18 protein-coding genes and 3 tRNA genes are annotated in these 20,843 nt (G+C 38.2%); 14 read left to right on the top strand and 7 right to left on the bottom strand.

Annotated elements, in window-relative coordinates; all coding sequences use genetic code 11:
- The first annotated feature begins 23 nt into the window (after positions 1 to 23).
- Together NPX98_RS03685 and NPX98_RS03680 are read left to right on the top strand one after the other, a co-directional pair.
- Positions 24 to 254, top strand: a complete 231-nt coding sequence (locus NPX98_RS03685; RefSeq protein ID WP_269022747.1) for a hypothetical protein — start codon at positions 24 to 26, stop codon at positions 252 to 254.
- A gap of 306 nt (positions 255 to 560) precedes the next feature.
- Complete coding sequence (locus NPX98_RS03680) at positions 561 to 1,379, top strand: DNA adenine methylase (protein WP_269022746.1); 819 nt, start codon at positions 561 to 563, stop codon at positions 1,377 to 1,379.
- 341 nt (positions 1,380 to 1,720) lie between these two features.
- Here the strand turns inward: NPX98_RS03680 and NPX98_RS03675 are convergent.
- Positions 1,721 to 1,806, bottom strand: a tRNA-Leu gene (locus NPX98_RS03675).
- A gap of 159 nt (positions 1,807 to 1,965) precedes the next feature.
- Between NPX98_RS03675 and ilvA the strand changes: the two genes are divergently transcribed.
- The 3 genes from ilvA (at position 1,966) to NPX98_RS03660 (ending at position 5,488) form a co-directional block, all read left to right on the top strand.
- Positions 1,966 to 3,231 (top strand): threonine ammonia-lyase IlvA, encoded by a 1,266-nt coding sequence (gene ilvA, locus NPX98_RS03670; protein WP_269022745.1) that lies wholly within the window; start codon positions 1,966 to 1,968, stop codon positions 3,229 to 3,231.
- Between the two features lie 36 nt (positions 3,232 to 3,267).
- Entirely contained in the window at positions 3,268 to 3,798 is a 531-nt protein-coding gene (locus tag NPX98_RS03665; protein ID WP_269022744.1) for a hypothetical protein, read from the top strand.
- 307 nt (positions 3,799 to 4,105) lie between these two features.
- Entirely contained in the window at positions 4,106 to 5,488 is a 1,383-nt protein-coding gene (locus tag NPX98_RS03660; protein WP_269022743.1) for a DEAD/DEAH box helicase, read from the top strand.
- Positions 5,489 to 5,681: 193 nt separating this feature from the next.
- Here NPX98_RS03660 and NPX98_RS03655 read toward each other — a convergent pair.
- Positions 5,682 to 5,756, bottom strand: a tRNA-Asn gene (locus NPX98_RS03655).
- 176 nt (positions 5,757 to 5,932) lie between these two features.
- Between NPX98_RS03655 and NPX98_RS03650 the strand changes: the two genes are divergently transcribed.
- The 6 genes from NPX98_RS03650 to NPX98_RS03625 all read left to right on the top strand — a co-directional run bounded on the left by NPX98_RS03650 (position 5,933) and on the right by NPX98_RS03625 (position 13,057).
- A tRNA-Cys gene (locus NPX98_RS03650) sits at positions 5,933 to 6,006 on the top strand.
- A 212-nt stretch (positions 6,007 to 6,218) separates the two neighbouring features.
- Positions 6,219 to 6,893 carry a protein-L-isoaspartate O-methyltransferase family protein gene (locus NPX98_RS03645; RefSeq protein WP_269022742.1) on the top strand — a complete coding sequence of 225 codons (675 nt, stop codon included), beginning with the start codon at positions 6,219 to 6,221 and terminating at the stop codon, positions 6,891 to 6,893.
- Positions 6,894 to 6,940: 47 nt separating this feature from the next.
- Positions 6,941 to 8,230: a TolC family outer membrane protein gene (locus NPX98_RS03640; protein ID WP_442864462.1), complete on the top strand. Its 1,290-nt coding sequence runs from the start codon at positions 6,941 to 6,943 to the stop codon at positions 8,228 to 8,230.
- A 236-nt stretch (positions 8,231 to 8,466) separates the two neighbouring features.
- Positions 8,467 to 9,060 carry a DUF2497 domain-containing protein gene (locus tag NPX98_RS03635; protein ID WP_269022740.1) on the top strand — a complete coding sequence of 198 codons (594 nt, stop codon included), beginning with the start codon at positions 8,467 to 8,469 and terminating at the stop codon, positions 9,058 to 9,060.
- A gap of 171 nt (positions 9,061 to 9,231) precedes the next feature.
- Positions 9,232 to 11,955, top strand: coding sequence for a valine--tRNA ligase (locus NPX98_RS03630; protein ID WP_269022739.1), 2,724 nt, complete (start codon positions 9,232 to 9,234; stop codon positions 11,953 to 11,955).
- Between the two features lie 202 nt (positions 11,956 to 12,157).
- A complete protein-coding gene (locus NPX98_RS03625; RefSeq protein WP_269022738.1) occupies positions 12,158 to 13,057 on the top strand; it encodes a tetratricopeptide repeat protein in 900 nt (299 codons plus the stop codon).
- Between the two features lie 103 nt (positions 13,058 to 13,160).
- On the opposite strand, the gene NPX98_RS03620 is transcribed toward NPX98_RS03625, so the two are convergent.
- The 5 genes from NPX98_RS03620 to xth form a co-directional block, all read right to left on the bottom strand.
- Positions 13,161 to 13,907, bottom strand: a complete 747-nt coding sequence (locus NPX98_RS03620; RefSeq protein ID WP_269022737.1) for an amino acid ABC transporter ATP-binding protein — start codon at positions 13,905 to 13,907, stop codon at positions 13,161 to 13,163.
- A gap of 11 nt (positions 13,908 to 13,918) precedes the next feature.
- A complete protein-coding gene (locus tag NPX98_RS03615; RefSeq protein ID WP_269022736.1) occupies positions 13,919 to 14,623 on the bottom strand; it encodes an amino acid ABC transporter permease in 705 nt (234 codons plus the stop codon).
- A gap of 2 nt (positions 14,624 to 14,625) precedes the next feature.
- Positions 14,626 to 15,378 (bottom strand): amino acid ABC transporter permease, encoded by a 753-nt coding sequence (locus NPX98_RS03610; RefSeq protein WP_269022735.1) that lies wholly within the window; start codon positions 15,376 to 15,378, stop codon positions 14,626 to 14,628.
- A gap of 129 nt (positions 15,379 to 15,507) precedes the next feature.
- On the bottom strand, positions 15,508 to 16,416 hold the full coding sequence (locus NPX98_RS03605; RefSeq protein ID WP_269022734.1) for a transporter substrate-binding domain-containing protein: 909 nt from the start codon (positions 16,414 to 16,416) through the stop codon (positions 15,508 to 15,510).
- Between the two features lie 134 nt (positions 16,417 to 16,550).
- Positions 16,551 to 17,333, bottom strand: coding sequence for an exodeoxyribonuclease III (gene xth / locus NPX98_RS03600; RefSeq protein ID WP_269022733.1), 783 nt, complete (start codon positions 17,331 to 17,333; stop codon positions 16,551 to 16,553).
- Between the two features lie 473 nt (positions 17,334 to 17,806).
- Here xth and rpsL point away from each other — a divergent pair, with 473 nt between their 5' ends.
- The 3 genes from rpsL to fusA are packed head-to-tail and all read left to right on the top strand — an operon-like array spanning position 17,807 to position 20,778.
- On the top strand, positions 17,807 to 18,178 hold the full coding sequence (gene rpsL / locus NPX98_RS03595; protein WP_269022732.1) for a 30S ribosomal protein S12: 372 nt from the start codon (positions 17,807 to 17,809) through the stop codon (positions 18,176 to 18,178).
- Positions 18,179 to 18,197: 19 nt separating this feature from the next.
- Positions 18,198 to 18,668, top strand: coding sequence for a 30S ribosomal protein S7 (rpsG, locus tag NPX98_RS03590; RefSeq protein WP_269022731.1), 471 nt, complete (start codon positions 18,198 to 18,200; stop codon positions 18,666 to 18,668).
- A 25-nt stretch (positions 18,669 to 18,693) separates the two neighbouring features.
- Positions 18,694 to 20,778, top strand: coding sequence for an elongation factor G (fusA, locus tag NPX98_RS03585; protein WP_269022730.1), 2,085 nt, complete (start codon positions 18,694 to 18,696; stop codon positions 20,776 to 20,778).
- Positions 20,779 to 20,843 lie beyond the last annotated feature (65 nt).

Raw genomic sequence — 20,843 nt, 5'->3', positions numbered from 1 at the left:
TAACAAGCAAGGTGAATATTTATGTGGTTGGAAACATGGCCAGAAGACAAAATGAAAATAATATAAATCTCACAGAAGCTGAGAAAAAGCTGCTACAAGAGATGATCAATACCTACCAAGGTGTAAAAATGATGTCTCGCTGCATGAAATGGATCATGTTCATTATATTTTTGATTATTCTTGATTTTGCACGTCTTATGGACGCACTCGATAGTATCTTCACACATTTGAAAAAGTGGCTTTTAAAGAGCTGAACAACTTTTCAAAATCTTCTTTAACAATATCCAAAAAACTATTGTTCTTTGCACGCGCGTGGTCATCAAGCTCTATGGTTATCCATCGCTATGAGAAGTCAAGCGGTTGTACCACAGAAATTATACTAGAAACACCAGAAAAGGGAAGGAGAAACACAAGCAATAAAGGCTGGGCTGGTTACCCAGCCAACGGGAACAGTTTGCAAACACCCCGTCCGATGCCAAAACACATAACATCGCAGCCATTTCTTATCATTTGAATCAATGAGAAGATGACCAGTATGTATGAAAGATTTTTAAAAAAGTATGAACGTAATCCATTATGAAACATTCAAATCGGTTGATCCGATCACACCAGCTGCTGCTTATGTTGGTGGCAAAAGAAGGTTGGCCAAAACCATTGTCAAAATCATTGAAGACATTCCTCACGATTTTTATGCCGAACCTTTTATCGGAATGGGTGGGATTTTCTTTAGGAGAAAATTGAGACCATCTGCGGAAATTATCAATGATTACTCAGGCGATGTAGTAAATTTTTTCCGCGTGTTGCAACGCCATTATCAGCCATTTATGGATCTGTTAAGGTTCCAGATCACGAGCCGTCAAGAGTTTCAACGTCTCTCTCGACAAGATCCAGCCACTTTAACTGATCTAGAGCGCGCTCTTCGGTTTTTATATCTCCAGAAATTAGGCTTTAGCGGTAAAGTTGTGAATCGCACGTTTTGTGCAGAAACAAGCCGCAGCGCACAGTTTAATTATTTTAAGGTTGAAGCGTCATTAGAGCTAATTTATCGCCGTTTGGCAGGGGTCACTATTGAACATTTAAACTGGTCAGATTTTATGCTTCGCTATGATCGACCCAACATCTTGTTTTATCTTGATCCACCTTATTGGGGTGTTGAGGATTACTACGGAAAGGAGCTCTTTAAGCGGGAAGATTATCAGGTGATGTCCACGATTCTTTCACAGTTAAAAGGGAAGTTTCTTCTTTCTTTAAATGACGTGCCAGAGATTCGAAAAACCTTTAGTCAGTTTCACATAAAAGAGGTCACTACATCTTATTCATGTGGCAGTTCAAATAATGCTCTTGCCAAAGAGTTGATCATCACAAATTGCGATTTCTAACAGAAGAAAAATAGTCTTCGAGGGACTCTTAAAAGTCCCTTTGAAGGAACCTTGAAAATCCTTTAAAAAAATAACCGTTGACAAACCACATAGAGACAAATTGGAAAATCCTATTCCCTAACCTTATTTTATCGTCCCTTACCTTTAAAAAATATCAATAAAATCAAAGCATTATTTTATGTGAAATTAGGGTTCGAATTCCTCTCTTGATTCGTATTTTCTATAGCTACAGGTATCACCTGATAGCACTGTAATAGCATCATGAAAGGTGGTTTAAAAGGTGGTTTTATTTTTTTAGTTTTAAATAACTGTTTGAAAAATAATGGAAAATTTCATATTACTGGTGCGGACGGCGGGACTTGAACCCGCAAGGCCTTAGACCGGCAGATTTTAAGTCTGCTATGTTTACCGATTTCATCACGTCCGCAATGAAGACCTCTTCATAAGCTATATCTTTTATTGAATCAAGAATTAATCATAAAAGAAAAACCTTTAGTTTTTTGATATAATTTTTACTGACAATGATCGTTTTTGCATTTAGAAGAGATTTTGAGAATAGCAATGAAGTGGGGAAATAGTTGGCGCTATGAGTCAATTTGTTCAAGATGTAACGAGGGCTATGACGGCTTTACATAATGTTTTTTCTGAAACGCCACTGCAACGAAATGACTATCTTAGTCAAAAATATGATGCGGAAATTTATTTAAAGCGTGAGGATTTGACACCTGTGCGATCGTATAAAATCCGCGGTGCTTTCAATTTTGTTTCAGAAATGCTTGAGAAAATATCCCAAGATACAGCATTTGTTTGTGCGTCAGCAGGTAATCATGCTCAAGGGATTGCTTTTGTTTGTCGCCATTTTAAACGTAAAGGTGTTATTTTTATGCCTAAAACAACACCGCAACAGAAAATTGATAAGACGCGCATTTTTGGAAAGGAATTTATTGAAATCCGTTTGATTGGTAATACATTTGACCAATGCTATGCGGCAGCACAGTCTTTTGTTGCTGAGGGTGGAGGAGTGATGGCACCGCCTTTTGACGATATGCGCATTATCACGGGACAGGCAACAGTTTTGTGCGAGGCTGCTTTGCAATGGAAAAAGCTCAATGGAGAGAGTGAGCCAGATTTAATAATCGTTCCTGTAGGTGGTGGTGGTTTGGCTAGTGGTGTAAGTAATTTTTTACGTGAATACGGTTGGAAAACAGAGCTTCGCTTTGTGGAGCCGCAGGGAGCTGCGAGTCTGCTTGCGTGTTTGAACAAAGGAAAACATGTCAAACTTGATAGTATTGATGCGTTTGTAGATGGTGCTGCCGTGGCTGAAATTGGTGTATTAAATTATGCAATGCTGAAGCAATTTTTGCCGGAGTCTGTTATTACAATTCCTGAAAATCGGATTTGTTCTACAATGGTTGAAATGCTTAATATTGAAGGCGTAGTGCTTGAGCCAGCTGGCGCTTTATCGATTGATGCTCTTAAAAGCATTTCTCATCAGGAGTTGAAAGGAAAAAAAATTCTTCTGGTTATTTCGGGAGGTAATTTTGATTTTGAACGTTTGCCGGATATTAAAGAGCGTTCTTTACGTTTTCAGGGGTTGAAAAAATATTTTATTTTTAGTTTTCCACAGCATCCTGGTGCATTGCGCATTTTTCTTGATCAGTTATCTCCAGATGATGATATTGTACGCTTTGAATATTTAAAAAAATCAGCTAGAAATTTTGGTTCTGTATTAATTGCAATTGAAACAAAAAAATATGATAATTTTTATTTATTAGAGGATAATTTTCAAGCATTAGGCTGGTCCTATCGCGATATTACCGATGATCAAACATTATTTGATTTTGTAGTTTGAGTAGCTGAATTTCTTGTTGACAGAAGAGATGTAAAAATGAAGTCTATATTTTACCTTGTGCTGGGGGTATTTCTATTATTAGAGGCTGGCAGACAGAGTTTTGCTTCTGAACCAGCGTCAGTACAACGAATTGAGCTTTCGAATTTAGTTGTTGATATTAATGATGCCGTGAAAAAGGGAGATTTTGCAATTATTTCTACTCATATGCCTGATCAACTTTATAAAGAAATAGCACGTCGATTAAACACAACAGAGGTTGATTTACGGAAGAGTTTTCTTGAACAGCTCCGCGCTCAATTTAAAAATTTTTCTATTGATTCTTATCATTTAGATGAAACAAAAATAGACTATCGACAAACAGATAAAGGTACTTTCTACGCTTTGATTCCAACTAGGCTTGAGACAAAAGATCGGGTCATTCAATATAAAACATTAGCGATAGTTGATAATGACAAATGGTATTTAATCTATGGTGGACAAAAAACGGTACAAAATCCAGTTTTTCTTGAGATTTATCCTGACCTAAATGGGATAAATTTGCCAGCGGAAACAATAGTAAAAAAATAAACAATTAGAATATTGTTTTTTATGTATAATAAATATACTTTGCAAGAGTGTATGCTTTTTTGTTTTGATCCAATAATAGATAGTGCAAGTGAAGGTGCTTTTAGTTGATTGATTTGCTCTTTATAAAGAGAGTTGTGTGCATCTTCATTTTGTTTTCAAGATTCTCATGGGTTGCATAAACGCTTGTTCTTATTTAGAGCGTTGTTTTACAACTGTTAAATATCATGATCTCTGTTGTGCAGGTTTTTAAGTAAGGTAATTCAGTTTGTTACTTGTTTATAGTTATTGAGTAAGGAAAGATTTTATTTTGAATTTAGATAAAGAAAATGTATTTACAGAATTAGGTTTGTCTCCTCTTTTAATTAAAAACCTGCTTATTTCTGGTATAAGAAAACCTAAACCTATTCAAGAACAGACTATTCCTATAATGCTGAAGGGATATGATATTTTAGGTATTGCGCAGACCGGTTCTGGAAAAACATTGGCATTCACTCTGCCCATTTTGAGTCAGATTTTAGCTTTAGGTAATAAACGTCACCCTAAAACTGCGCGCGCTTTAATTTTAACTCCTACGCGTGAGCTTGCTGTGCAGATTGAGGAAACGATTATTGCTTCTGTAAAAGGAACGCATCTTTCAACATGCTTGATTTTGGGTGGAGTATCGCGTTTAGCGCAAATCAAACGTATGAAAGCGGGTGTGGATGTTTTGATCGCAACGCCAGGACGTTTAATGGATCTTGCCCGTGAAAAATATATTGATCTTTCTCAGTCTCGTTTTTTAGTTCTAGATGAAGCAGATCGTATGTTAGATATGGGTTTTATTAACGATGTACGGCAAATTGCAAAACTTTTGCATCATAAGCGTCAGGCAGCACTCTTTTCTGCAACAATGCCGAAAGAAATTGCTACGCTTGCAAATAGTTTGCTTAAGGAGCCAGTAAAAATAGAAATTGTTCCTCAGGGAACAACTGCTACAGAAATTACTCAGAAGTTATATCGTGTTCCTACTCGTGAAAAGAAAAATGTTTTGAGCCAGCTTCTAACGAATCCAGCTTTAGCTTCGGTCATTGTTTTTACACGAACAAAATATGGTGCTGATGCTGTTTCGCGTCATTTGGAAAAAACAGGATATCCTGTTGCAACGATCCATGGAAATAAGTCACAAAATGCTCGGCAACGTGCATTAAGAGCTTTCCGAGAAGGATCGGTTAGAATTCTTGTTGCAACCGATATTGCTGCACGCGGTATTGATGTCTCAGGAATCAGTCACGTTATTAATTATGATTTACCGGATGAAGCTGAAAGTTATGTACATCGCATTGGCCGCACGGGACGTAATGGTGCATCGGGTGATGCTATTACATTCTTTGATGAAGGAACGGAACGGACACGGTTGCGTGCGGTAGAGAGTTTGATTCGTATGAAATTGACACGTGAAGAAATTCCCCCTCAGTTTTCAGATTTCCCGGAAAAGCTATTAGCGCCAGAAGGTGGAGAGCCAAAAAATGGTAAGAAACGTTCTTTGAACAAATTTAAACATCTAAAGCAGATCTCTGGCCACACAAATAAGATGGCACAGCCACATAGCAGAAAATCTTTGGCTAAAAGTAAACGACACGAAAAGGCAAAAGAAACAGCAAAGCGTGCAAAATCGTTTCGTTTTCGCAAGTCAATAAAACAGGCATCTTAAATATAAGTATTAGAAGAAAAAATTACTTCTAAGGACATTATGATTTTAATTGTAGCAATTGGAAAACCTAACTTTTAAAGAGATCGTATTGAAGGCCTTATCGATTTTGTAAAGGAAAACCCAAATGCTATAATAGTTAGACCTTAGCAAACCTTAACTATAAAAGAATAAATTCAAACTTGATAAAAAATAATGGCTCCCCGGGCCGGATTCGAACCAGCGACCAACCGGTTAACAGCCGGTTGCTCTACCGCTGAGCTACCGAGGAATAACACCAATATGCATAGAGGCTATAGCAAAGCAATATTGATTTGCAAAGGGTAAAATTGCTTTTTCTAAAAAAAAATAAAATTGCATAAAGAAAGCAAAAAGATTATAAGGAGATTTCTATATCTTGACGGATGCGCTGCCTTCCCTTAGTGATAGTTTCCGTATTTTTTATGAGGCCTCGTGGCGGAATGGTTACGCAGAGGACTGCAAATCCTTGTATCCCGGTTCGATTCCGGGCGAGGCCTCCAGTCGATTTTGGTAAAATAGTTTCCTGCAAGAGTACGCTTTAATAATCTTTCCTTTAACTCTCTACACAGACATTTGTATGAAAATAAAGGCGAAGTTGAAATCTTGTTGTTGACTGTAGAGTACTTTTCTGTAACATCTAAAGAAGAGTATTTTGTTTTCGACTGTTGCCATTCTATTAGGTGTGCGTTATCTGTGGAAGAAGGGGCTGATTATGGTTGTGGATTTTGCAGATCTTCGTCGCAAAATGGTTGACAATCAAATTCGTACAGTAGATGTAACGAATTTATCGGTTTTGGAAGCATTTTTAACGATGCCACGTGAAGATTTTGTACCTGAAAGCAGTAAAGATTTAAGTTATCTTGATAGTGATATTGTTGTATTTCCAGCGCAAAATAGTTTGCCAGCGTGCTATTTAATGGGGCCTGCATCTTTAGCAAAATTATTACAGCTTGCTGCTGCAAAACCATCGGATATTGTTTTAGATATCGGTGCCAATAGTGGTTATTGTGCGGCGTTATTTTCCAAGCTTGCTGGATTTGTAATTGCATTGGAAAATAATAAGGTTCTTTCAGAAAGAGCAGCTAAGATTTTAGAACGTAATCATTGTGATAATGTGGTGGTTGTTCATGGATCATTAGAGCAGGGATATGCTGTTGAAGGGCCTTATGATGTCATTTTTATTGAAGGTGCTGTCGATTTTATTCCTGATGTTATATTTGAACAAATGAAAGAAGGGGGACGTCTTGTTGTTGTTGAAGGACATGGTAATGCAGGTGTTGCGCGAATCTATGTGAAAGAAGAAGGTGTTGTTTCGGGTCGCCGTGCTTTTAACCTCGCTGTAAAAGGTCTTCCGGGTTTTTTAAAAGCGCCTAATTTTATATTTTAATTTACTATCTGTGAATAGCGGATGGTTAAGTAGTTGGTTTAGGATTTATTTTTGTGTTTAAAATAAATAAGAAATTTCATGTATGTTTATTGCTAACATTGGGTGGTTTTGTATCAGGATCGGCTTGTGCTGAGACATTAAAGGATGCTTTTTCTAAAGCTTATGTACATAATGCCAAATTGAATAGTGAGCGTGTAGCTGTGCGTATCGCAGGTGAGGATGTCGCTGTTGCACGCTCGGGTTTTCTACCACAAATTGAAGGGGTAGGAAGCTATGTTCGTAATAATGGCATCACAGGTTCCGATAATGCTGTTGGAACTATAGGAATAAAATTAAATCAGAGAATATTTGACGGTTTTGTCACGCAAAATACATTTTTTTCCGCTCAAGTTAAAATGCAAGCACAGCGTGAATATTTTCGCAATGTTGAGCAAAATGTATTTTTGGACGTTGTGACAGCGTATACTAATGTGTATCAAGCGCGTCGCATTGCTGATCTCCGTAGAGAAAATTTGGTGGCTCTTGAAGAGCAAGTTCGTGCAAATAAAGCAAGGCTTGATGTGGGGGAAGGGGCTCGCGTTGATTTTGCTCAAGCGCAGGCAGCGCGTTCTGTGGCTGTTTCTGATCTCATGCTTGCGCGTGCTAATGTAAAGTCAGCAGAGGCAGCTTATCGGCAAGTCATTGGTTATGATCCTAAAAAATTGGAACGTCCGCCGGTAGCAGAAGATCTGCCTGTAAGTCTTGATGCAGCTGAGAAAATGGGTGTTATTATGCATCCAGCAATTCTTTATGCGAAATATTTGATTGATGCTAGTGCTTATAATGTAAAAGCAAAAGAGGGGGCATTACTTCCTAAGGTTGATTTTTCTGCGACAAGGTCCTATAATAAAATTTATAGTGGTTTGGGAGAAGATGGAGCTTCTCATTCGGTTGGGATTTTGGTGAGTGTTCCAATTTTTGAAGGTGGGCGTACGTCTGCGCAGATGCGTCAATCAAAAGAGCAACTGGGACAGGCTCGCATCCAGCTTGATTTGGCGCACAGTAATATAAGGCAGGCACTAACTTCTGCTTGGTTTCAGTTTGAGGGTGCACAAGCGTCTGTTGTTGCTTATCGTGAGAGTGTTCGTGCTGCTGAAATTGCTTTTAAAGGTCGTGTTCAAGAAAATCGTGTAGGGCAAGCAACTACGTTGGATGTTTTAAATTCTCGAAGCCAGTTGATTAATGCTCAAATTGCGTTGATAACTGCGGAATGTAATGCTGTTGTTGCAAGCTATAATGTACAATCTTCTATTGGTAAACTGACTGCGGACTATTTAGGATTGAAGATTATTAAATAAGTATGCTGAGAATGTAAAAAGCGATTTTTTATGTGCAAAAGTAATTTTAGCTTCTAAAGGACGAATAAATCAATAGTTGATTATGTTGAAAAATATGCGGGTTCTTTTACTTAATCAAGGGGAAGAAAGTTGTGTGTAGCATCGTTTTCGGTATGAAGAGATATATTAATTTTGTAATTCGTCTGATCATATTGAGAGGATGATTCTATTTTTTGCGTCTTTGAGAGGTTTGAGTTATGGTACAAAGTTCCAGTGCATTGCGTGAGCCAAGTATGGATAAGATTTTGACGTCTATTCGTGAAATAATCGAAGAGAATGCGGTTCAAACAGGTCATTTTTCAAGTGAAGAGAATGTCGCAGTAAGTGCTTCGACAGATCGTTTGGAAGTCCCATCGGCGAGCATTTACGAAGCTTCTTCATCAGTTGATGATGCTATGAAGGCTTTAGCTGATCGTATTGGTTTCCCTTCTGAAAAACAAGATTTTCCTTTACCACAAGTACAAAATGGCCTTAAAATAGAAAATAATACAGTTAGCGAAAATAATACAGTGAGTATAAATACGCAAAAACAAAAGATGAATCTTTCCTCTGAAGATCAGAGTTCGGTTCATAAAACAAAAAAATATGATGATGAGGTGTTTAGGTCAAAGCAAGAGAATTTCGCTTCTGATTCTTTAGGATTGTCTGCGTATTGTGTCTCTTCTGCTGAGAAAATTGCAGAAAATGTATTGCGTCCGGCCATAGCAGAATGGTTACAACGTCAATTGCCTGTTTTGCTTGAAAAGATTTTACGCGAAGAGATCGTCAAAACGATTAAAAAATTACCTTAAGTATTTATTTACTTATTATCTTTGATGATCTAGTGTTTCACCTTAACTATCATAAAAGGTTTGTTTGTATTTTTGTGAAGTTGTTTGAAATAAACGGCACTTGTAGGTAGTATGATTGAGTGTTGGAGTGCGGTTGCGTTGTTAGTGGCGTTGTGAATTAAGTGGGTAAGAATGCTGGAAAAAAACTATGATGCCGCTTCCATAGAAGCAAGGATTGCAAAAGAGTGGGAAAAACGTGGTGCTTTTAGAGCGGGTGTAGGTGCAAAATTACATGCAGATTCTTTTTGCGTTATGCTTCCGCCACCTAATGTTACAGGCTCTCTTCATATGGGGCACGCGTTAAATACGACAATCCAAGATATTATAGTACGCTTTCAGCGGATGCGTGGCAAAAATGTTTTATGGCAGCCTGGAATGGATCATGCGGGAATTGCAACACAAATGGTTGTTGAACGCCAACTTGCAAAACGCAAAGAGCCAACGCGTCAAGAAATGGGTAGGGAAAAATTTGTTGATCGTATTTGGGAATGGCGTCATGAGACTGGAGGAATCATTATCAATCAGTTACGGCGTCTGGGTGTTTCATGTGATTGGTCACGTGAGCGGTTTACGATGGATGAAGGCTTATCTCAGGCTGTTCGTGAAGTTTTTGTTACGCTCTACAAGCAAGGATTGATATATAAGGATAAGCGTCTGGTTAATTGGGATCCAAAATTATTAACGGCTATTTCGGATCTTGAAGTTGAAGCAAAAGAAATAAACGGTCATTTGTGGCATTTTAGATATCCTCTTGAAGGTAAAGTTTTTGATCCGGATGATTCTACAACTTTTATAACAGTTGCAACGACACGACCCGAAACGATGCTTGGCGACACAGGAATTGCGGTTAATCCTGAAGATGAGCGTTATAAAAATCTTATAGGTCATAATGCTATCTTACCAATCGTTGGTCGCAAATTATTGATTGTAGGTGATTCTTATGCAAATCCTGAAGAGGGAAGCGGTGCTGTAAAAATTACTCCAGCACATGATTTCAATGATTTTGAAGTGGGAAAACGACACAATTTACGTTTAATCAATGTGTTTACGCACAATGCTGAAATTTGTTTGCGCGATAATGATGCGTTCTTTGATGGTTTGTTTTTATCGGATGAATTGAAAGATTTTGTGGAGAATTTAAACCAATCTGATCGTTTTGTTGCACGAGATCGGATTGTCTCTTTGATGGAAGAAAGAGGATATCTTGTATCGATTGACGATCATCCACATGCTGTTCCTCATGGAGATCGGAGTGGAGTGCCTATTGAACCGTTATTAACAGATCAATGGTATGTGAATGCTGCGGAATTAGCAAAACCAGCAATTGAGGCTGTTTGTGAAGGAAAAACACGGTTCGTTCCGGCAAGTTGGGAAAAAACTTATTTTAATTGGATGCAGAATATTCAGCCTTGGTGTATTTCCCGTCAATTATGGTGGGGACATCAGATCCCGGCTTGGTACGGTCCAGATGGTGTTGTATTCGTTGAAAAAACTGAAGAAGAGGCTTTGGCTTCAGCTTTCTCTTATTACGGTGAAGTGGTTCAGTTAACGCGTGATCAAGATGTTTTAGATACTTGGTTTTCGTCAGCTCTTTGGCCTTTTTCTACGCTAGGTTGGCCTGATAAAACCAGTGAGTTAACCGCTTTTTACCCAACATCTCTATCAGTTACAGGGTTTGATATTATCTTTTTTTGGGTCGCGCGTATGATGATGATGGGGCTTCACTTTATGGGTGAGGTACCTTTTCCAACTGTTTATGTACATGCTCTTGTGCGAGATCAGACGGGCGCAAAGATGTCAAAGTCAAAAGGAAACGTTATTGACCCATTAGAACTCATTGATCAATATGGCGCAGATGCGTTGCGTTTTACTTTAGCTATTATGGCTGCACAAGGTCGTGATGTAAAATTGGATCCTTCCCGTATCGCAGGTTATCGCAATTTTGCTACAAAATTATGGAACGCTACTCGATTTGCACAAATGAATGGTGTTCAGCATGATTTAGCTTTTAAGCCAGAAAAAGCCAAGCTTGCACTCAATCGTTGGATTTTAACAGAATTATCCAAAACTGTTTCTGCAGTGACTGCAGGTATTGAAAACTATAGGTTCAATGAATCTGCTGGTGCATTGTATCGATTCATTTGGAATACATTATGCGACTGGTATCTTGAGCTTCTCAAGCCAGTATTTCAAGGTTCAGATGAAGATTCTAAAAAAGAAGCACAAGCTTGTACTGCTTGGGTTCTTGATGAAGTTTATAAGCTTCTTCATCCTTTTATGCCCCATATAACGGAAGAGTTGTGGTCTCTCACAACAAAGGCAGATGTGAAGCGTGAGGATATGTTAGTCTTGACACAATGGCCTCAGGGAACATTTGCAGATGAAGAAGCTGCGACCGATATTAATTGGCTTATTGATGTTATTGGTGGAATTCGTTCTGTGCGTTCTGAAATGAATATTCCTGCGTCTGCATGGGCACCTCTTGTTATCGTAGAGGGAGGAGAGGTAATAAAAGAGCGTGTGCAGCGTTATGATTCCGTCCTTAAGAGGTTGGCTCGTATTGAAACGATTCATTTTTCTGATAGGGCTCCAGCTATATCGGCGCAAATAATTCTAGGTGAGACGACTTTTTGTTTACCGTTAGGGCAGTTGATTGATTTAGATACTGAGCGTTTTCGCTTGCTAAAAGAGATCAATAAAATTGAACAGGATATTGAGAAAATATCAGTTAAATTAAATAATTCAAAATTTTTGGAACATGCAAAGCCAGAAATTGTTGAACTTGAACGTAAAAGAATAACAGAATTGCATGCTACAAAGAAAAAGATGTTTATTGCTTTAGAGCGTTTAAGTTAGTTTAATTACAATCTTCTTTTTCATGCTTTTTATGAAAGTTAAAAGTTATTGTGAGCTGATATCTTTGATAATTTTTACTTATCTACATATTTTGTTAAATTTATAATTCTGGTATGCTTGTTTTTTCTATAAAAGGAATATCTTGAAGAGGGGCTCAGACGCTTCTGGCCTGCTATAATGGTAAAAGAGGGAGAGACTCTAAGTGATAAATGGGTCTAAGCTATGGAAAATAGCCTCAATTATTATTACGTTGGGACAATCTTTTTCTACTGCTTATGCAATGGATGACAATTTGTCTCAAAATACAGATGCCCGTTCATTTTATTTTTTGAAGCGTGGTATGTCTGCTTACAAAAATGGACAAATAGATCAAGCTATTTCAGAATTACTTTGTGCAGCTAATATGGGGCATATTGGTGCAATTTGGAAGCTTGGCCATATCTATGCAGATGGTGATGGTGTCCCTGAAGATGATTATAAAGCTTATAATTTTTTCGCAAATATTGTTGAAAAAGGTTCAGATCTTGATTCAGAAAATAAAATCTATATTTCTGATGCACTGGTTAAGCTTGCTGGTTATATTAGAAAAGGTATTCCTGGATCATCTGTAAAATCTAATCCTTCTTATGCAGCTAGTCTTTATATGCAAGCTGCGATGAATTATCGGAATCCTATAGCTCAATACTATCTAGGAAAAATATTTTTAAAGGGTGAAGGAAGAGAGAAGAATTTTATCCAGGCTGCACGATGGTTTCATCTTTCAGCCAAGAAAGGGAATCCTAAGGCTCAATATTATCTAGGAAAGATGTTTTTAAATGGCGAGGTAGGGGAGAAAAACTTTTCTCAAGCTGAACGATGGTTTTATCTTTCAGCTAAGAAAGGAAACATTTCTGCTCAGGCTATGCTTGGAAATATGCTGTTTCAGAAAGGAAAAACAGTTCGCGGTATGGCGATGTTAATTGCAGCTTACGAAAAAGCTAACGTGAAAGATCAAAATTGGATTCGCTCTATGCAAGAACGTGCTTTCGCTATTTGTGATGAATATGAACGCCGTATGGCAATATCATTAGCTGCTGATATTTTAGACAATCATAGTTCTTAAGTGTCTTATACAACAATTTTTTTAGCACTCAATATAAAGGCCTTAAAATAATAAAAGGCCTTTATGTTTATATCTGTAATAGAAGATAGCTTAAGTAATGATATTAATGATTAAGGATTTTTGATAAGAACTCCTGCGCACGTGGTGTTCTAGCCTGCGGATCAGAGAAGAATTCTTGAGATGAACAATCTTCGAGAATTCTGCCTTGATCCATAAAAATTATGCGCTCTGATACCCTTTGGGCAAAACCCATTTCGTGTGTTACACACATCATAGTCATGCCTTCTTCTGCTAAGCCAATCATGACATCTAATACTTCTCCTACCATTTCGGGATCTAAAGCGGAGGTTGGTTCATCAAAAAGCATAACAAGTGGATCCATTGTTAATGCACGTGCAATCGCAACACGTTGCTGCTGACCACCAGAAAGTTGTCCAGGATACTTGTCTTTATGTTCAATAAGTCCAACACGTTTGAGATATATCAAACCACGCTCAAGCGCCTCTTTTTTACTACGTTTCAAAACTTTGATTTGCGCAATTATTAGATTTTCCATAACGGATAGATGTGGGAACAGCTCAAAGTGCTGAAATACCATTCCTACGTGGCTACGCAATTTAGACAAATCTGTCTCTTTAGAATGAACTGGTACTCCATCAATCCAAATTTCACCTTTTTGAAAAGGTACTAAAGCGTTGATGGTTTTAATGAGAGTTGATTTACCAGATCCTGACGGTCCGCAAACTACAACAACTTCCCCTTTGTTAATATTGGTTGTGCAGTTTTTAAGAATATTAACTTCGCCATACCAGTTAGAAACATTTTTTATTTCAATCATATGAGTAGTCATTTTTTTTCCTGTCAGCGAATAATTGATACTTTTTTCTGTAGATATGAAACCATCTGCGATAATGTGAAACAGATAATGAAATAGAAAATAGCTGCTAAAATATAGGCTTCTTGTTTTACGCCAAAATTATTAGAAACAAGATCAAAACCATTCAAAAGGCTATTTCCACTAATTGCGTAAACGAGAGTTGTATCCTGAAAGAGGATAATGATCTGTGTCAAAAAAACTGGAATCATATCTCTAAATGCTTGTGGAAGAATCACAAGGTACATATTTTGCCAATATGTCATTCCGAGAGCTTGTCCTGCATATTTTTGTCCTTGTGGGACTGAACGTATGCCAGCGCGGATAATTTCAGCGAAATAAGCAGCTTCAAATGCAGTAAAGGTAATTAATGCTGAGTTGTTTGCACCAATTGATGTGCCAGTCAAAAAAGGAAGAAGCACAAAAAACCACAAGATAACCATAACAAGTGGTATTGAACGCATGGCTGTTATGTAAATTATTGCAAGCGAGGAGAACACTTTAACAGAAGAAAGTCGCATCATCGCTAATAGAACACCAAAAATCAGTCCCCATATCGTTGCAAAAAGAGTTAAGAAAACGCTAAAAAGCAAGCCTGATAAAATATAAGAACGAAATACATCAAAAGTGAAAAATGAAAAATCAAAATCTGAAAAATTAAAAGGAAAATAAGAGCTTAAGAAATCTACCATATTCAATGCCCCTCTGTTTGAAAATTGGGAATTTTAAGCACCCGTTCAATCATTGTCATGATAACAAATACAAACAAAGATATGACAATATAAAGAACCGTAACAAGCAAATAGGTTTCATATACATGGCTAACTTCTTCAATCGTTTGATATTGAAATTGCATCAATTCATTGATTGAAACTGCGAATGCTACAGATGAATTTTTTACAATGCCCATTGCTTCTGAAGTAAGTGGTGGGATTATTGTGCGAATAGCGCGTGGTAAGATAACGTAGCGATAACTTTGATAGGTATTAAATCCCATTGCCATGGCTGCATAATGTTGTCCTGAAGGAATGGCTTCAATACCTGAACGAATCTGTTCTGCAATGCGTGCAGATGTAAAGAATCCCAAGGCAAAGGTTATTAATAGAATCGGAGGAAGATTGATCGCTGGCGGATAAATCTTAGGCACGACAAAGTACCATAAAAATACTTGTACAAGTAGAGGAATATTACGCATAAGTTCTACCCAAATGCCGCCAATAGCGCGAAATACACAATTGATTTTGGAAGTATTAGGCAGAGTGCGCATTGTTCCTATAACAATACCTAAAAATACAGCTAATATTAGTGAGAATATGGATAATATAGCTGTATTTTTCAAACCATTGAGCAGCGCATCCAGATATGTATGACTGAAGCCTGGGATTCCAAGACATCCAGCTACTGGATTTCGATCAAGATCATCCATGCATAGAAAAGAAAAGTCCATTATATGTCCTAAAGTTAGTTAGCTTCTAGATGTGACAAATAAAATAACCCTGTTTGCATATGCTCAGTTTATTGAGAAACACACTAAAACACAACTGCATTCAACTTCCAAAGAATTCGGCTATCTTTGTTATTGGTTATTTTCTATGTAATCTTCCCGGGGTTTGTTGCTTGGATATTCCCAAGCATGCTTTGTTGATTTGGATAAAGGAAGATTAATAACAGTATTCGTAGGGGGAATTGGTTCCATAAACCATTTATTGTAAAGTTTTTCAAGAGAACCATCACTGATTTGACGAATGATACTATCATTGACTGCTTTTTCAAAGTTTTTGTCATTTAATCGGAGCATACAGGCAATCGGTTCGACTGAAAGTGCAACATCTAGAATCGTATAGTCAGATGGATTCTTTGATTTAGAGATATGCCCAGCGAGAATAGATACATCCATGACAAATGCATCAGCTCGGCCGGATTCTAGCAACAGGAAGCTATCTCCATGATCCTTACCTGTTACAACTGCAAAATCAATGTTTTTTGCACGTTTATTTTTACGAATAAGCTGCACAGATGTAGTGCCAGTAGTGGTTGCAATCGTTTTACCATTTAAATCATCAATGGACTTAATGTTAGAGTTTTTCTTTACGGCAATTCGAACTTCTTCGATATAGGTTGCATAAGCAAAAGCTACTTCTTTAGCGCGAGAAGAATCATTTGTTGTAGAGCCACACTCAAGATCATAGGTACTGTTCTTTAACAATGGAATGCGATTTTGCGATGTGATAGGAAGGTAATGAATTTTAATTGGCTTCCCAATTTTTTTTGAAATATCGTCAATAATATTTTTAGCCATTTCTGTGTGAAAGCCGGTATATTTACCATTACCAAGTGCATAAGCTAGTCCTATAGACGATTCGCGAACTCCCAGAGTAATAGTTCCAGTTTCTTTTATTTTCTCAAGAGTATCATTTTGAGCTTGTGCAACGTTTGTCAGAGCCACGAAAGTTGTCGCAATAAATACTGACAGTATTTTCTTCATTGCTTCCTCCATTTTTTATGTTTATCATTATATTCAGGATATATAGTTATATGCAAGGTAGCATATTTGCAATTTTGGATAGACTATTTTTTCAGTTATCCCAATAAAACAGAAATTATACTTCTTAATATTTCTTAATCAATATTGAGATCAATCCAAACGGGAGTGTGGTCTGAAGGTTTTTGGTATCCTCTTACGTCTGTTTCGCTATAAGCGCACACAAGCTGATCAACAGCTTCTGGTGATAATAGTAAGTGATCAATGCGAATACCGTTATTTTTTTGCCATGCACCAGCTTGAAAATCCCAGAAGCTAAATGATGGCTTATCTGTAACGCAGCGGATGGCATCATAAAAACCTAAATGAATAATACGTTGGAATAGTTGTCTTGTTTGTGGAAGAAATAACGCGTCATTATTCCAGTCTTGAATTTTTTTTGCATCCAGTGTGGTTGGAATAATATTATAATCACCAGCGAGTACAAGAGGTTCTTCGTATGCAAGTAATGATTTTGCATGTTTATACAATTTCTCCATCCACTCTATTTTATAGGAATATTTTTCACTGTTGATAGGATTGCCATTTGGAAGATAGAGAGAAGCGACACGGATAGCTCCTTTATTTGTTGAATAAACAGCTTCAATATAACGTGCTTGCTCATCATTATTTTTGTTTGGTAAGCGGCGAATAACTTCATCAGGTGTTTTTTTAGAGAGAATTGCAACTCCGTTGAAGCTTTTTTGGCCATGTGTCTCTATATGATAGCCTAAGCTTTCGATTAAATCGCGAGGAAAATTTTTATCAATACTTTTTATTTCTTGTAAGCATACTATATCAGGATGGTTTTTTTGTAGCCATCTACATAGTGTCTCATGTCGTGCTTTTATTCCAGCGATATTCCATGTTACAATTTTCATAGCGCTTATTTTATGTCTCAAATATGTAATTAGCAAGTTACTATTATTACAGTTATCTTTGTGTGGAGTTATTGTTCTGGTAATTTAAAATTTGCTATAGTTACTTAAAAAAGATGGATAAAGTATTATATATTACTTTTCATAAACTTTCTTCCGTTTAGCACTTGACGAAGATATGTGTTCTCGCTATTAGAAATTCTCATAGCCGATGTAAGAGTCGTTTAGGATATTTATCCTGAGATCGCTTCAAGCAGGGTTTGTCAAGAAATGAAGCAAATACCAGCGCAAGAGGCTGTTGCCTCCTCTGCTTTTGATCGGGTAAGCTGTATGTGCAGTCATGCCCGATTTTGTGTGTAAGCTTAGTATATTTCAATAATATTAGGGTGAGTATTTATCCTAGTTGTATTGGAATGGATAGAAGTAAAAACCCGAATGGGTGAGAGTAATACAGATTATTTAAAGAGGAAGGTTGTATGCCTACCGTAAACCAATTAATTCGCAAGCCGCGCGTGGCTCCGGTTAAGCGTAATAAGGTTCCTGCTCTTCAAGAGAGCCCGCAAAAGCGTGGTGTTTGTACTCGTGTGTATACGACAACACCGAAGAAGCCTAATTCTGCTCTTCGTAAAGTTGCGAAGATACGTTTAACGAATGGATTTGAAGTTATTGGTTATATTCCTGGTGAGGGGCATAATCTTCAAGAGCACTCTGTTGTGATGATTCGTGGTGGTCGTGTGAAGGATTTGCCAGGTGTGCGTTATCACATTATTCGTGGTTTGCTTGATACACAGGGTGTCAAAAATCGTAAACAGCGCCGTTCTAAATATGGCGCAAAGCGTCCGAAGTAAATATTGAAAGCCAGAGTCAATGTCCCGTCGTCATAGAGCAGAAAAGCGTGAAATTAATCCGGATCCTAAATTTGGTGATTTGGTTATTACAAAATTTATGAATGCCATTATGTATGATGGCAAGAAGTCAGTTGCTGAGCGTATTGTTTATGGTGCTCTTGATTCACTTGAGGGTAGGGTGAAGACAGATCCTGTGGTTTTGTTTCATAAAGCATTGGAAAATGTTTCTCCTCATGTTGAGGTTCGTTCTCGTCGTGTTGGTGGTGCTACTTATCAGGTTCCGGTTGATGTTCGTCCTGAGCGTCGTCAGGCTCTTGCTATTCGTTGGTTGATTGCAGCAGCTCGTGGGCGTAGTGAAACGACAATGGTTGATCGTCTTTCTGGTGAGTTGGTAGATGCGGCTAATAACCGTGGTTCGGCAGTAAAAAAGCGAGAAGATGTTCACCGTATGGCTGAGGCTAACCGTGCGTTTTCTCATTATCGCTGGTAGGTATTAGGGATCTAAGGCAAATAGAATGGCTCGCGAATATAAAATAGAAGACTATCGTAATTTTGGTATTATGGCTCATATTGATGCTGGTAAGACTACGATGACTGAGCGTATTTTGTTTTACACCGGTAAGAATCATAAGATCGGTGAAACGCATGATGGTGCTTCTACTATGGATTGGATGGAGCAGGAGCAGGAACGTGGTATCACGATTACATCTGCTGCGACGACAACTTTTTGGCAGGGTCGTGATGGACGGAAGCGGCGTTTTAATATTATTGATACGCCTGGTCACGTTGATTTTACAATTGAGGTTGAGCGTTCTTTGCGTGTACTTGATGGTGCGATAGCATTGTTGGATGCAAATGCTGGTGTAGAACCTCAAACGGAAACTGTTTGGCGGCAGGCTGAAAAGTATCATGTTCCTCGTATGGTTTTTGTTAATAAGATGGATAAAATTGGAGCTGATTTTTATCGCAGTGTGGAGATGGTTGAGACGCGATTAGGCGCTAAAGCTCTTATTGTTCAGTTGCCAATTGGTGCTGAGAATGATTTTGAAGGTGTTGTTGATCTTATTGAGATGAAGGCACTTCGGTGGGATGGTAGTATTGGTGCTGTGGCTACAGAGGGTGAGATTCCGGTTGAGTTGAGAGAAAAAGCCGAGAAATATCGCGAAAAATTGGTTGAGATGGCAGTTGAGGTTGATGAGGTTGCAACAGAGGCTTATTTAGAGGGTGTTATGCCGACAAATGAGCAGCTTGTAGATCTTATTCGTAAAGGGACGATAGGGGTTCAGTTTCATCCGGTTCTTTGTGGTACAGCTTTTAAGAATAAAGGAGTTCAGCCACTTTTGGATGCTGTTATTTCGTATCTTCCTTCTCCGGTTGATGTTCCTGCTATTAGTGGTATTGATGCTAAGAGTGAGATTGAAATAACACGTGAGTCTTCAGATGATGCTCCACTTTCTATGCTTGCTTTTAAGATTATGAATGATCCGTTTGTTGGCTCTTTGACTTTTTGTCGTGTTTATTCTGGTAGGATTCAGAAGGGTGTTTCTCTTGAAAACAGTGTAAAGAAAAAGAAAGAGCGTGTAGGGCGTATGCTCCAGATGCATTCGAATTCTCGTGAGGATATTGAAGAGGCGTTTGCAGGCGATATTGTTGCACTTGCTGGTCTTAAGGAGACGACGACGGGTGATACTCTTTGTGATCCTTTGAAGCCTGTTATTCTCGAGCGGATGGATTTCCCTGATCCTGTGATTGAGATTGCAATTGAACCGAAGACAAAAGCGGATCAGGAAAAAATGGGTATTGCACTTAATCGTTTGGCGGCGGAAGATCCTTCATTTCGTGTTAAGTCAGATGAAGAGTCTGGTCAGGTGATCATTGCTGGGATGGGTGAACTTCATTTGGATATTATTGTTGATCGTATGCGCCGTGAATTTAAAGTTGAGGCTAATGTTGGTCAGCCTCAGGTTGCTTATCGTGAATCGATTACAAAAGTTTCCGAAATTGATTATACTCATAAAAAGCAATCTGGTGGAGCTGGGCAGTTTGCTCGTGTAAAGATTGTTTTTGAGCCACATGAAGGAGATGAATTTATTTTTGAATCAAAAATTGTTGGTGGCTCTGTCCCTAAGGAGTATGTTCCAGGTGTTCAGAAGGGAATTGAGAGTGTTATGCAGTCAGGGCCTCTTGCAGGTTTTCCTATGCTTGGGATAAAAGCTACTTTGATTGATGGTGCTTATCATGATGTTGATTCTTCCGTTCTGGCTTTTGAAATTGCTGCGCGTACAGCATTTCGAGAAGGGGCAAAAAAAGCTGGTGCGCAGCTTCTTGAGCCGATTATGAAGGTAGAGGTTGTCACTCCTGAGGACTATGTTGGTGATGTAATTGGTGATTTGAATTCTCGTCGGGGGCAAATTTCGGGTACTGAGACGCGTGGTATTGCAACGGTTGTGAATGCAATGGTTCCTTTGGCAAACATGTTTGGCTATGTAAATACACTTCGTTCGATGAGTCAGGGGCGTGCTCAGTATACAATGCAATTTGATCATTATGAGCCTGTTCCTACAGCGGTGGCGCAGGAGATTCAGAAGAAATACGCGTAATTTTATAGGTTACGTATTAATTTTAAACTTAGTCCCTTGTTTTGGACAAAAAATGGAGAGCTCAA

The organism is Bartonella sp. A05 (assembly GCF_026930145.1).
Classification (GTDB): Bacteria; Pseudomonadota; Alphaproteobacteria; order Rhizobiales; family Rhizobiaceae; genus Bartonella.
This window is presented reverse-complemented; position numbering and strand designations above follow the sequence as displayed.

Coding starts and splice junctions, on each gene's coding strand:
- xth (WP_269022733.1), bottom strand. CDS start 17,333: ATGAAAATTGTAACATGGAATATCGCTGGAATAAAAGCACGACATGAG.
- NPX98_RS03665 (WP_269022744.1), top strand. CDS start 3,268: ATGAAGTCTATATTTTACCTTGTGCTGGGGGTATTTCTATTATTAGAG.
- fusA (WP_269022730.1), top strand. CDS start 18,694: ATGGCTCGCGAATATAAAATAGAAGACTATCGTAATTTTGGTATTATG.
- NPX98_RS03635 (WP_269022740.1), top strand. CDS start 8,467: ATGGTACAAAGTTCCAGTGCATTGCGTGAGCCAAGTATGGATAAGATT.
- NPX98_RS03615 (WP_269022736.1), bottom strand. CDS start 14,623: ATGGTAGATTTCTTAAGCTCTTATTTTCCTTTTAATTTTTCAGATTTT.
- NPX98_RS03610 (WP_269022735.1), bottom strand. CDS start 15,378: ATGGACTTTTCTTTTCTATGCATGGATGATCTTGATCGAAATCCAGTA.
- rpsG (WP_269022731.1), top strand. CDS start 18,198: ATGTCCCGTCGTCATAGAGCAGAAAAGCGTGAAATTAATCCGGATCCT.
- NPX98_RS03680 (WP_269022746.1), top strand. CDS start 561: ATGAACGTAATCCATTATGAAACATTCAAATCGGTTGATCCGATCACA.
- NPX98_RS03630 (WP_269022739.1), top strand. CDS start 9,232: ATGCTGGAAAAAAACTATGATGCCGCTTCCATAGAAGCAAGGATTGCA.
- NPX98_RS03620 (WP_269022737.1), bottom strand. CDS start 13,907: ATGACTACTCATATGATTGAAATAAAAAATGTTTCTAACTGGTATGGC.
- NPX98_RS03605 (WP_269022734.1), bottom strand. CDS start 16,416: ATGAAGAAAATACTGTCAGTATTTATTGCGACAACTTTCGTGGCTCTG.
- NPX98_RS03645 (WP_269022742.1), top strand. CDS start 6,219: ATGGTTGTGGATTTTGCAGATCTTCGTCGCAAAATGGTTGACAATCAA.
- ilvA (WP_269022745.1), top strand. CDS start 1,966: ATGAGTCAATTTGTTCAAGATGTAACGAGGGCTATGACGGCTTTACAT.
- rpsL (WP_269022732.1), top strand. CDS start 17,807: ATGCCTACCGTAAACCAATTAATTCGCAAGCCGCGCGTGGCTCCGGTT.